Genomic DNA, 10,642 nt, shown 5'->3' on the forward strand with positions numbered 1-10,642 from the left:
CGGATCCAGCCGGTCGAAGGCGCGCGCCACCCGTGCCGACAGGGCCTCGCCGCGCGGTGTCAGGAAGAACCCCTGCCGCGTGCGGCTGAACAGCGGCCCGCCGGCCTGCGCCTCCAGCTTGCCGAGCGCCTGGGTCACCGCGGGCTGCGAGACATTGTAGAGGTCCGAGGCCCGGGTGACCGAGCCCAGATCGGCGACGGCGAGGAACAGCCGCAGATGGCGCAGGTTGCGCGAGATCATAGCCGCGCCAGGATCGCGTCGGCCCGCGCCATCAGGTCATCCTCGCCCGCCGGCGCGCCGGTGGCGGCGACGCGGTCCTGCCAGTCCGCCGTGGCGGCCGCCATGCCGCTGCCGAGCCCGAGCTCCGCCACGGTGGCCGCCACCTCGCGCATCTCGGCGGCGCGGCGCGCGCCATGGACCATCATCCGTTCCAGGTTGTAGGCCGAGCGCCCGCGCCAGTCGCGGTCCGGATCCGAGGCTTCGAGCGAGGCCAGAACCGCCTCCTCGACGCCCGCGTGCCGGGCCGAGAGCAGGCATTCGGCGGTCAGCGCCTCCATCCCCTTGATCATCACCGAGCGGATCATCTTGATCGACGAGGCCTGGCCGACCTCCGGCCCGGCGATCTCCGGCCGCATCCCGAGCCTGCGCAGGACCGATGCGGCAACCTCCGCATGCGGGCCCGAGACCAGCAGCGGCACCAGATGGCGCTGCGGATGGACCGGCGCCATCACGGCAAGGTCCACATAGCGCCCTCCGGCGGCTTCCACGGCCTGCGCGGCGCGGCGCTTGGTGCCCGGCGCGCAGGAATTGCCGTCGAGCCAGAGCGTGCCCGGTTCCAGATGCTGTGCGGCGGCGACGGCCGCCTCCGCCGCCCGGTCGGCGGTCACCAGCGAGAATACGGCCTGCGCCCGCGCGAGCGCGGCGGCGGCGGTGGCGCAGCCGCGGATCCCGGCTGCCGCCTGGCGTGCCGCCATGGCAGGGCGCGTGGCCGGATCGTCAGACTTTATGTCGAAGGCGCTGACGGCAGCCGGGTCCGGCAGCGTCCAGCCTTCGAGAAAGGCAGCGGCGGCCTCGCCGAAGCCGATGAAGCAAATCGGAAACTCCGAAGACCCCGTCCCGTCCATTGCCTTGTCCTCCTGCCATGGCCCTGTCCGAGCCTGTCATCCCGGGCCATGGATCGCCAGCATGTATAGCAGGAACTTATGCCGGAGGACGTGCTTCCAAATAGACCTTCCCGGCACGGCCATGGCATCCCCGGGCCGAGACCGACAGGGAGGCTTGCCATGCCGAAGAAGACCGCACTCGTCATTTCCGCCCATGCCGCCGATTTTGTCTGGCGCTGCGGCGGCGCCATCGCGCTGCATGCGGAGATGGGCTACGAGGTGACTGTCGCCTGCCTGAGCTTCGGCGAGCGCGGCGAGAGCGCCCGGCTCTGGAAGGACGGCAAATCGCTGCAAGAGGTCAAGGACATCCGCCGCGGCGAGGCAGAAGCTGCCGCCGAGGCGCTGGGGGTGCATCATCTCGAATGCTTCGATCTGGGCGACTACCCGCTGCATCTGGAGCGCGGCGACAAGGACAGGCTCGTGGACCTGATCCGCAAGGTGCAGCCCGCCTTCATGCTCAGCCATTCGAAATGGGACCCCTACAATACCGACCACATGTACATGACGCAGGTCGCGCTGGAATGCCGGATGATCGCCCAGGCCTGGGGCCACAATCCGGGCGAGACGGTGCTGGGCGCGCCGCAGCTCTATCTCTTCGAGCCGCACCAGACCGAGCAGATGGGCTGGAAGCCCGACACGTTCCTCGACATCACGTCCGTCTGGGAGAAGAAGCGCGCCGCCATGGAGCACATGAACGGCCAGGTCCATCTCTGGGACTACTACACCCGCGTCGCCCAGCAGCGCGCCAACCATTTCAAGCGCAATTCCGGCGGCCAGTCCGGCGGGCGCGACTGCCAGTACGCGGAGGGCTTCGAGAGCGTCTTTCCGCGGACCGTCGACGAGTTGTGACCGATGTCCGGGCCGGGCGCGGGTGAGGGCAGGGGAGAGGGCATCCCTCTCCCCCGCACCCCCTCACCGGCCGCGCCCGGACCGGCGACCGCGCGAGACCCCGAGGAGGAGAGCCCATGACAGCCCCCGCCAATCCGAGCTTCGACATCGCCCATCTGGGCCATGTCGAGATGCTGACCGACAAGTTCGAGGAGAGCCTCGACTTCTTCACCCGTGTCTACGGCCTGAAGCTCTCGGCGCTTGACGGCGAGTCCGCCTATCTGCGCGCCTGGGACGACTACGAGTTCCACAGCCTGAAGCTGACCCGCTCAGACACGACCGGCGTCGCCCATATCGGCTATCGCGCCGCCTGTCCCGGGGCGCTGGAGCGCCGCGTCGCGGCCATCGAGGCCTCGGGCTACAGGGTCCATGGCTGGACTGACGGCGATCTGGGACATGGCCGCGCCTTCCGCTTCGAGGACCCGTTCGGCCATGTCTTCGAGATCTACTATGACACGGTCTGGTGGGAGCCGCAGGAGGAGGCCGAGAAGGCGGCGCTGAAGAACACCGCCTCGGCCTTCACCGGCGCCGCGCCGCGCAGGCTGGACCACCTGAACCTGCTCGCCTCCGACGTCACCGAGTTCAAGCGCTTCATGGAGACCTGCCTCGGCTCCCGCGTGACCGAATACATCCAGCTCGACAACGGGCGGCTGGGCGGCTGCTGGTTCACCGTCAACAACAAGACCTATGACCTGGCCTGCACCGAGGAGCATGGCGGTGGCCATGCGCGGCTGCACCATGTCACCTATGCTACCGACCAGCGCGAGGACATCCTGCGCGCCGCCGACATCTTCCTGCAGAACGGCGTCCATATCGAGACCGGCCCGCACAAGCACGCGGTGCAGGGGACGTTCTTCCTCTATGTCTGGGAGCCCGCGGGCAACCGGGTCGAGCTGGCCAATGCCGGCGCTCGGTTGATCCTTGCGCCCGACTGGAAGCCTGTCTGCTGGACCCAAGCCGACCGGATGAAGGGCCAGGCCTGGGGGCTGAAGACCATCGAGTCGTTCCACACCCACGGCACCCCGCCGGTGCAGAAGGAGGAGGCGTGACCATGCCTGTCGTCGTCCAGACCATCGAGCGTGCCGACCCGGCGGTGATCGACCGGCTCGGAGAGATCGGCACCGCCACCGTCCATGAGGCGCAAGGGCGCAAGGGCGCGCTGCAGAGCTACCTGAGGCCGATCCAGGATGGCACGATGATCGCCGGTTCCGCCGTGACGATCTCGGCCGCGCCCGGCGACAACTGGATGGTTCATGTCGCCATCGAGCAGCTCCGCCCCGGCGACGTTCTGGTCCTCGCCCCGACCTCGCCCTGCGACAACGGCTATTTCGGCGACCTGCTGGCGACCTCGGCGATGGCGCGCGGCTGCCGCGGGCTGGTGATCGACGCGGGGGTGCGGGACACGAAGGATCTGCGCGAGATGGGCTTTCCGGTCTGGTCGAAGGCGGTCTCGATCCAGGGCACGGTCAAGGAGACGCTGGGCTCGGTCAACGTGCCGATCGTGGTGGCGGGCCAGGCCATCCATCCCGGCGACGTGATCTGCGCCGATGATGACGGGCTGTGCGTCGTCGCCCGCGAAGAGGCGGCCGCGGTGCTGGAGGCGGCGGAGACGCGCCTGGCCGCGGAAGAGGCCAAGCGCCTGCGGCTGGCGGCGGGCGAGCTGGGGCTCGACATCTACGACATGCGCCCGCGGCTGGAGGCCAGGGGGCTCAAGTACATCTGACGGCGGTATCGGCGGAGGAAGGCGGGAGGGGGCAGATCCCCCCTCCCGGACCCTCCCCCGCCGCTTGCACCGGACGGGGGAGACTGAGATGGATGATGCCGAAATCGACGGGGTTCCCTGCCTCTGGATGCGGGGCGGGACCTCAAAGGGGGCGTATTTCCTGGCCTCGGACCTGCCGCAGCAGCGGGAGGCGCGGGACGATCTGCTGCTGAGGATCATGGGCTCGCCCGATCCGGCGCAGATCGACGGCATCGGCGGCGCCGATCCGCTGACCTCGAAAGTGGCGGTGCTGTCGCCTGCCTCGCGGGAGGATGCCGATGTCGACTACCTGTTCCTGCAGGTCTTTCCGGACCGGCCGCTGGTCTCGGACGCGCAGGCCTGCGGCAACATCCTGGCCGGTGCCGGTCCCGCGGCGGTCGAGCTGGGGCTGGCGGCGGCGCGGGAGGACGCGACGGAGGTCCGCATCCACATGCTCAATACTGGCGAGATCGCGGTGGCGCGGATCGCCACGCCGGGCGGGCGGGTCAGCTATGTCGGCGATACCGCCATTGACGGCGTGCCAGGCACCCATGCGCCGGTGCCGCTGATGTTTGCCGGGCTGGAAGGCTCGATGTGCGGCGCGCTGCTGCCCACCGGCAATGCCGTGGACATGATCGGCGGCGTGGCCTGCACGCTGATCGACAACGGCATGCCCTGCGTGGTGATGGCTGCCGCGGATTTCGGCATCGAGGGCAGCGAGAGCCGCGAGACGCTGGACGGCAACGCAGGCCTGAAGGCGCGGCTGGAGGCGATCCGGCTGGAGGCCGGGCCGCTGATGGGGCTGGGCGATGTCTCTGCGAAATCCGTGCCGAAGATGACGCTGGTCTCGGCCCCGGAGGCAGGCGGGGTGATCGCGACCCGCAGCTTTATCCCGCATCGCTGCCACGCAACGATCGGCGTCTTCGCCGCCGTCAGCGTGGCCACCGCCTGCACGCTCCCGGAGGGGCCCGCCGCGGGTTTGGCGCGCCTGCCCAAGGATAACCGCTTTGCCATCGAGCATCCCTCGGGCGCCGCCGAGGTGCTGATCGAGCGGGACATACAGGGGCGCGTCACCGGCGCAGGAACGCTGCGCACCGCCCGCAAACTGTTCCAAGGCCGGGTATTTCCGCGGCCGGCGACCTAGGTTCGAGACAGGTCGCGGGTGGAAGAGCATGGCGCCTGAGCGTCGAAGACGCCACGCCTAACCCACCGAAAATAAACTCTGAACCCCCATAGACGATTTCCTCGGGTCCCTCAGACAGTGGGTCTTGACGTGGTTAACGATACCTCTTAGCTGATGCGCCATATACCCCCCCCCAGTATATGATTGCGACCATGCCCAAGAGCCACGAAGATCGAAAGAAAACGCTGACCCGCCTGCGCCGCATTCAAGGGCAATGCGCCGCGCTCGAGACGGCCCTGGCCAGCGGGGCCGAGTGCGGGGCGATCCTGCAGCAGCTGGCCGCAGTGCGGGGCGGCGTGAACGGGTTGATGTCCGAGATCTTGGAGATCCACCTGCGCGAGGAATTGGGCGTGCCGGAGGCCAAGGGGGTCGATCTGGACGCGGTGCTGGGTCTGGTCCGCTCGTATCTAAAGTAAGGAATCCATCATGAAATCACGTGCTGCTGTCGCCTTCGCCGCGGGCGAGCCCCTGCAAGTCGTCGAAATCGACGTCGCCCCGCCGAGAAAAGGCGAAGTTCTGATCCGCGTCACCCATTCCGGGGTCTGCCATACCGATGCGTTCACCCTCTCAGGCGACGATCCCGAGGGGCTCTTCCCGGTCGTCTTGGGCCATGAGGGCGCGGGCGTGGTGGTCGAGGTCGGCGAAGGCGTCACCTCCGTCGCGCCGGGCGACCACGTCATCCCGCTTTATACCGCCGAATGCGGCGAGTGCTTGTTCTGCAAATCGGGCAAGACCAATCTGTGCATCTCGGTGCGCGAGACCCAAGGCAAGGGCGTGATGCCCGACGGCACCAGCCGCTTCAGCTATAACGGCCAGCCGCTCTATCACTACATGGGCTGCTCGACCTTCAGCGAATATACCGTGGTGGCCGAAGTCTCTTTGGCCAAGATCGATCCAGAGGCCAATCACGAACATGTCTGTCTGCTGGGCTGCGGCGTGACCACCGGGATCGGCGCGGTCCATAACACGGCGAAGGTCCAGCCCGGCGATAGCGTGGCAATCTTCGGCCTCGGCGGCATCGGTCTGGCGGCGATCCAGGGCGCGCGGCAGGCCAGCGCGGGCCGGATCATCGCCATCGACACCAACCCCGCCAAATTCGAGCTGGCCCGTCAGATGGGGGCGACCGACTGCCTCAACCCCAAGGATTACGAAGAGCCGATCCAGCAGGTGATCATCGGCATGACCGGCTGGGGCGTGGATCACTCCTTTGAGTGCATCGGCAACGTCAATGTCATGCGCTCGGCGCTCGAATGCGCGCATCGCGGCTGGGGTCAGTCGATCGTGATCGGCGTGGCCGGCGCGGGGCAGGAAATCTCGACCCGCCCGTTCCAACTGGTCACCGGTCGGAGCTGGCGGGGCACGGCCTTCGGCGGGGTGAAGGGACGCAGCCAATTGCCGGGCATGGTCGAGGGCGCGATGAAGGGCGACATCGATCTGGCGCCTTTCGTCACCCACACGATGGGTCTCGAGGCGATCAACGACGCGTTCGACCTGATGCATGAGGGCAAGTCGATCCGCTCGGTCATTCATTTCGAGTGACGCCCGAGCGCGGCCCCTAAAACCAGGAAACAGGCACGCCCCGGGTGGGTCTTCCCCCGCCCGGGGTGCGGTCCGAGATGCGTCCGGCAAAGGCCCTCCCGCCCGGGTGCCGGTCTGGGTCAAGATCTCACCGGATAGTGTCCGAAGCTGGTGCAGTTTCGACGCCGTCGACGGTGTGATCCCGGTTGGCCATCGAGGTGTAGGATCGAGGTGGAGTCTGGCGACTTCAACCACGGACCGCAGAGGACCCCGATGACCAAAACGAACATGGACCTGTCAGAGCTCATGGCCAAGCACGATCAGGGCGACTTGCTGCGAAGCATCGCAGAGGCGGTGCTGCAGCTGATCATGGAGGCCGACGTCGAAGGCCTGATCGGCGCTGGCCGCAACGAACGCAGCGGCAAGCGAACGACCTGGCGCAATGGCTATCGCGACCGATCTCTGGACAGGCGCCTCGGGACGCTGAATCTGCGCGTCCCGAAGCTGCGCTGGTCGCCGTGATCCAGGAGGCCCGGATCAGCGGCGTCTCCATCCGGCCTGTGGATGAACTGGTGCAGGCGATGGGCCTCAGCGACAGCTCTCCACGTCACGATGACCCGCATCGCTCGTAATTATGGAGTATGCCGATATTTATCATGAATAATACACATTACAGCATGAGCGATGCTGGATTGGGTGCATTCTGACCTGCCTTGCGACACCGTCGGCACCAGGCGCTGCTCTCAGGGCCTGCAGCCAGGCCTCGATGTTCATCCGCTCATGGAAGACTTCGACCAGCTCGATGGCCGTCTCCGTCTCGCGGAGAATGAGGATAGTGCCGCCCCTCGCGGACATAGCCCAGCCCGGGCGCCCTCCTTCCTTCGGACAGCAAGGCCGAACACGGTCTCGGATGCAGCGGCTGCCCGGCAGCCAGGGCTTCGAGCCTGGCGATGAGCTGGTTTGCGAAGCGTTCCGCCTGGGCGTCACCGTGTCGCCCGATGGTCCATTCGAGAATGTCCTGCAAGCTCGCGAGAGCCGCAGGCGGTGCTGTCGGGCGGCCTTCTTGCCCCGTGCGGCGTCGAGGACACCCGACAGCACCGCCTGCGGATCGCCGCTGATGCCCTCGCCGCGGTCCAGTTGATCCAGCGCGGTCCCGATCCTTGCAGCGATCTGGCAGATTTCCCGGCGTTCCTCGAGCGATCGCAAGCCTGCCCGCATGACTTCGCTGGCATTGGCGAAATCGCCGAACGCGACGAGTTCCTCGATGAATGCATCGAGTTCGGGAGTGAGAGCGACATTGCGGGCATGGCTGGCTGGCATGGCCCAACCTCCTTCAAGGCTGACTGCCGAGACGAGACCACAAGGTGGCCAGCTTTGCCACCGGCAAGGGCAGATCCCGCCATCCTGCCGTTCGCCGGGCTGCTCCCGGCCGACGGTTGAGCGCCCAGGCTGTGTGAAAACTTTCCGGATATCGCCCTGACTCTGCTATACTTTCCGCACAAGGGGGGAGGCAGAGCATGGCGGGTTTCATCGAAGGCGCCGGGCGGCAGCAGGCGATGCTCTTTCCGGAAACGCTGGACGACTACGTCGGAGAGGCCAATCCGGTCCAGGTGGTCGATGCCTTCGTGGAGATGCTCGATCCGGCCGCCCTCGGCTTCAGGACAGCGGCGAAGGAGACCGGCCGCCCGGAATATCATCCCGGGCTGATGCTGCGCATCTACGTCTATGGCTATCTCAACCGCATCCAGTCCTCCCGTCGGCTCGAAACCGAATGCGGCCGGAACCTGGAGCTGATCTGGCTCACCACCAGGCTGCGGCCGGACTTCAAGACCCTCGCGGATTTCCCGAAGGCGTTCGAGGGATCAGACATCGATCCAGTGGATCGATGTCCCCGAGAACGGCGCGGCGATCCGCAAGGTCTGCCGGCAATTCATCCTGTTCTGCCGCGACATGAGCCTGCTCGACGCCGACACGGTCGCGATCGACGGCAGCCGGTTCAAGGCCGTGAATGCCAAGTCGAAAAGCTACACGCTGGAGAAATTGCGGCGCAAGACGAAGGACATCGACGCCGGCATTGCCCGCTACATGGCCGAGCTGGACCGCGCTGACGCCGCCGAGGCGGAAGGCGGCCAGCCCTTGCCGAAGGGGCGGCTGGAACGGCTGGCGCGCAAGCTGGCTTTCCTGGTCCGCGAGGCCGAGGAGACCCGCGCGATGCAGGCGCGCATGGAAGCCTCGGGCGAGACCCAGGTCAGGTGTCGCTGACCGATCCGGATGCCCGGTCGATGACGACGACGGCGCGGCATCCGCGGGTGACCGCGATATCGTAGGCAAAGGCCTGCATCAAAATTGAGTCAGACCCAGTTTTGGACGCCTGTTCACACACAAAGCGGTCGGCCAAAACCATAGGCCGTCGTGCCCGGCATCGATGCCGCTCCCTCCAGACCGGTCACTCGCGACCTGGAATGCTGCCTTGCGGCGCGCCGGAGACCGGCCGTTTGCCGCTCTCCTCAGCATCGTCTCCCGGTCGAGCTCACTCTTCGCGCACCTTCCGGCCGTTCGATATGCGCGCGCTTTCCGCCTTGCCCGGTGCCCCCCGCAACGCCTTTCCGTCGATGGCGAACAGTCCCCGTCCCGCATCAGCGCGGCCACGACGGCCAGCACCTTTCCGAAGGCCGCGTCGAGGGCCCTGGGGTCGAGCATGCGAAAGATCGCCGGGAAGGTGTCATGCGTCGGGACTGCATGCTTCAGGTTCAGGACGCCCCTGAAAAGGCGTTTCTTTGCCCGGCCGAACGTGGCCATTCCGGCGCAGGTTGTCGCCCCGCAGAGCACCGCGACGGAGGCGATGACGAGAAGCTCGCCGAGGACATGGCGCGTGGTGTCCGCCTGCGGATCGGGGATGTCATCGAAGGCGGAAAGAAAGATCTGCATTTGGCGGCTTGGCTCCGGGGATTGAGTCCGCAGTCCAGAATCCATTCCGCCGTCCACCCCAAGAACCGCTGCTCAGGCCGTCAGAGCCAAATGCGATTCCCCTGCCCGGAGGAAAAAGGACGAGCCTGACATAGCTTCGCCGGGAATGAAGGTGGGCCTTTGCAGGATCCCTTCACGCCAATCCGATCGCCCGGAAGGTAGATCCCGGGATAGCCTATCCCATGAACGACGGGCTTCCGGCCGGGCATCGCTTGCCGCCCTCAACTGCTCGAGGCTCCCGAACTCTTCGCGGCGACGGTCGATGGTCCCGCGCTGATCGCAGACGGTGGCGCTCGACCTTGCCTTTTGCAGAAGGGGCCTGCCGGGACGGGAAGTGCGTTCTCTACCACCGGCAGCCGCGCCTCACTCCAGATGTTGATCACCGTCTGATGCACGCCGTGTTTCGCCACCAACTCGGCGACCGTCGCATCGCCCCTGATCGCCCCTGATCGCCTCGAAGGACACCTTCGCCTGGAACTCGGCGCTGTGGTTCTTCCGTTTGCCGGTCACGCTGTCAGTCCTCGTACACGTTGGCGGCAAGCTTGGCCGGGTGTCAGGATTTCAGGGATCACCTCAGTGTCCGGTGAGGGCGGCATCTGTCCGGAGCACGACATTATCGGACCCAAGTTCCCAAGGGGTCTCGGAGACCTTCGGCTAGGTCGAAGAGGTCCGTCATCTTGCATCTCCGAGGGAGCTGGCGAATAACGCGGGCCCGAAGAGAGCACCGGCTCCCGAGCCGGGAGCATGTCGTCGGCCTGGTCAACGGGGAACGGCACCCGCCGCCATCCGGTCCGGTGGACGGGCCAGAGGTCATCCGGTTCCCTCCGCCCCGGTGCAGAGTTCCGTATCGAAGGCCTGTGCCAGAAACCCCGGCGGAGGACGCGGCATTGGCAAGGTCGGCTGTCGATATGGACTATCCCGCCCGTTTCGACCGGGCTTCACTCCGTCACGATCCGATCGCGGGCGATCTCGGCGCGCTGGCCATCTGAAAGTTCCGCCATCGCCGCTTCGACAAGCGCCGTCCCGGTGGGAACGTCGACTGCGCGGTACCTGGGCGCTGCGTAAGGTGGCAGGCGCCAGCCCCTTTGACCTCCGTCGCGATCGAAAACCTCCTGATCGAAGACGGGATAGTCCCGGAACTCGGCAGAGACCTGTTCGCCGGTTTCGAGCGAGAGAACCTTG

13 protein-coding genes and 3 pseudogenes are annotated in these 10,642 nt (G+C 66.7%); 9 read left to right on the forward strand and 7 right to left on the reverse strand.

Annotated elements, in window-relative coordinates; genetic code table 11:
* The coding region (locus tag FGX59_RS34700) for a LysR family transcriptional regulator (RefSeq protein ID WP_138473038.1) at nt 1–240 on the reverse strand (240 nt) is incomplete at its 3' end.
* Nucleotides 237–1,124 carry an NAD(P)-dependent oxidoreductase gene (locus FGX59_RS34705; RefSeq protein WP_138473040.1) on the reverse strand — a complete coding sequence of 296 codons (888 nt, stop codon included), beginning with the start codon at nt 1,122–1,124 and terminating at the stop codon, nt 237–239. The genes FGX59_RS34705 and FGX59_RS34700, both read right to left, overlap by 4 nt.
* Before the next feature lie 159 nt (nt 1,125–1,283).
* Here FGX59_RS34705 and FGX59_RS34710 point away from each other — a divergent pair, with 159 nt between their 5' ends.
* The 7 genes and pseudogenes from FGX59_RS34710 to FGX59_RS34740 form a co-directional block, all read left to right on the forward strand.
* Entirely contained in the window at nt 1,284–2,012 is a 729-nt protein-coding gene (locus tag FGX59_RS34710; RefSeq protein ID WP_138473042.1) for a PIG-L deacetylase family protein, read from the forward strand.
* Between the two features lie 116 nt (nt 2,013–2,128).
* Nucleotides 2,129–3,100: a VOC family protein gene (locus tag FGX59_RS34715; protein WP_138473045.1), complete on the forward strand. Its 972-nt coding sequence runs from the start codon at nt 2,129–2,131 to the stop codon at nt 3,098–3,100.
* A 2-nt stretch (nt 3,101–3,102) separates the two neighbouring features.
* The gene (locus tag FGX59_RS34720; protein ID WP_138473047.1) at nt 3,103–3,774 is read left to right on the forward strand and encodes a 4-carboxy-4-hydroxy-2-oxoadipate aldolase/oxaloacetate decarboxylase; all 672 of its coding nucleotides are present in this window, start codon (nt 3,103–3,105) and stop codon (nt 3,772–3,774) included.
* Nucleotides 3,775–3,862: 88 nt separating this feature from the next.
* Nucleotides 3,863–4,936, forward strand: coding sequence for a 4-oxalomesaconate tautomerase (locus tag FGX59_RS34725; RefSeq protein ID WP_138473049.1), 1,074 nt, complete (start codon nt 3,863–3,865; stop codon nt 4,934–4,936).
* Between the two features lie 191 nt (nt 4,937–5,127).
* The gene (locus FGX59_RS34730) at nt 5,128–5,391 is read left to right on the forward strand and encodes a metal/formaldehyde-sensitive transcriptional repressor (RefSeq protein WP_138473051.1); all 264 of its coding nucleotides are present in this window, start codon (nt 5,128–5,130) and stop codon (nt 5,389–5,391) included.
* Between the two features lie 10 nt (nt 5,392–5,401).
* On the forward strand, nt 5,402–6,514 hold the full coding sequence (locus FGX59_RS34735; protein ID WP_138473053.1) for an S-(hydroxymethyl)glutathione dehydrogenase/class III alcohol dehydrogenase: 1,113 nt from the start codon (nt 5,402–5,404) through the stop codon (nt 6,512–6,514).
* A 252-nt stretch (nt 6,515–6,766) separates the two neighbouring features.
* Nucleotides 6,767–7,095, forward strand: a pseudogene (locus FGX59_RS34740) (transposase); the annotation flags it as partial.
* A 176-nt stretch (nt 7,096–7,271) separates the two neighbouring features.
* On the opposite strand, the gene FGX59_RS39910 reads toward FGX59_RS34740, so the two are convergent.
* Together FGX59_RS39910 and FGX59_RS39915 are read right to left on the reverse strand one after the other, a co-directional pair.
* Nucleotides 7,272–7,517: a hypothetical protein gene (locus FGX59_RS39910; protein WP_370296469.1), complete on the reverse strand. Its 246-nt coding sequence runs from the start codon at nt 7,515–7,517 to the stop codon at nt 7,272–7,274.
* Nucleotides 7,518–7,687: 170 nt separating this feature from the next.
* A pseudogene (locus tag FGX59_RS39915) lies at nt 7,688–7,813 on the reverse strand (type II toxin-antitoxin system ParD family antitoxin); the annotation flags it as partial.
* A 197-nt stretch (nt 7,814–8,010) separates the two neighbouring features.
* On the opposite strand from FGX59_RS39915, the gene FGX59_RS34755 reads away from it, so the two are divergent.
* Nucleotides 8,011–8,601 carry a transposase gene (locus FGX59_RS34755; protein ID WP_138473055.1) on the forward strand — a complete coding sequence of 197 codons (591 nt, stop codon included), beginning with the start codon at nt 8,011–8,013 and terminating at the stop codon, nt 8,599–8,601.
* Nucleotides 8,579–8,755: a hypothetical protein gene (locus tag FGX59_RS37930; RefSeq protein WP_171060980.1), complete on the forward strand. Its 177-nt coding sequence runs from the start codon at nt 8,579–8,581 to the stop codon at nt 8,753–8,755. The genes FGX59_RS34755 and FGX59_RS37930 overlap by 23 nt, the downstream gene beginning before the upstream one ends.
* Before the next feature lie 78 nt (nt 8,756–8,833).
* On the opposite strand, the gene FGX59_RS38355 is transcribed toward FGX59_RS37930, so the two are convergent.
* The 3 genes and pseudogenes from FGX59_RS38355 to FGX59_RS37935 form a co-directional block, all read right to left on the reverse strand.
* Nucleotides 8,834–9,421 (reverse strand): transposase family protein, encoded by a 588-nt coding sequence (locus tag FGX59_RS38355; RefSeq protein ID WP_206078522.1) that lies wholly within the window; start codon nt 9,419–9,421, stop codon nt 8,834–8,836.
* A 401-nt stretch (nt 9,422–9,822) separates the two neighbouring features.
* Nucleotides 9,823–9,970, reverse strand: a pseudogene (locus FGX59_RS34765) (IS3 family transposase); the annotation flags it as partial.
* Nucleotides 9,971–10,398: 428 nt separating this feature from the next.
* Nucleotides 10,399–10,642 (reverse strand): hypothetical protein (locus tag FGX59_RS37935; protein WP_171060981.1); only part of this gene is annotated, 244 nt, incomplete at its 5' end.

It is taken from the genome of Poseidonocella sp. HB161398 (genome assembly GCF_005870025.1).
GTDB lineage: Bacteria > Pseudomonadota > Alphaproteobacteria > Rhodobacterales > Rhodobacteraceae > Mangrovicoccus.

Excerpts from the sequence above, each read along its gene's own strand:
- FGX59_RS37930 (WP_171060980.1), top strand. The coding sequence starts at position 8,579 with ATGGCCGAGCTGGACCGCGCTGACGCCGCCGAGGCGGAAGGCGGCCAG.
- FGX59_RS38355 (WP_206078522.1), bottom strand. The coding sequence starts at position 9,421 with ATGCAGATCTTTCTTTCCGCCTTCGATGACATCCCCGATCCGCAGGCG.
- FGX59_RS34715 (WP_138473045.1), top strand. The coding sequence starts at position 2,129 with ATGACAGCCCCCGCCAATCCGAGCTTCGACATCGCCCATCTGGGCCAT.
- FGX59_RS34755 (WP_138473055.1), top strand. The coding sequence starts at position 8,011 with ATGGCGGGTTTCATCGAAGGCGCCGGGCGGCAGCAGGCGATGCTCTTT.
- FGX59_RS34735 (WP_138473053.1), top strand. The coding sequence starts at position 5,402 with ATGAAATCACGTGCTGCTGTCGCCTTCGCCGCGGGCGAGCCCCTGCAA.
- FGX59_RS34710 (WP_138473042.1), top strand. The coding sequence starts at position 1,284 with ATGCCGAAGAAGACCGCACTCGTCATTTCCGCCCATGCCGCCGATTTT.
- FGX59_RS34705 (WP_138473040.1), bottom strand. The coding sequence starts at position 1,124 with ATGGACGGGACGGGGTCTTCGGAGTTTCCGATTTGCTTCATCGGCTTC.
- FGX59_RS34725 (WP_138473049.1), top strand. The coding sequence starts at position 3,863 with ATGGATGATGCCGAAATCGACGGGGTTCCCTGCCTCTGGATGCGGGGC.
- FGX59_RS34730 (WP_138473051.1), top strand. The coding sequence starts at position 5,128 with ATGCCCAAGAGCCACGAAGATCGAAAGAAAACGCTGACCCGCCTGCGC.
- FGX59_RS34720 (WP_138473047.1), top strand. The coding sequence starts at position 3,103 with ATGCCTGTCGTCGTCCAGACCATCGAGCGTGCCGACCCGGCGGTGATC.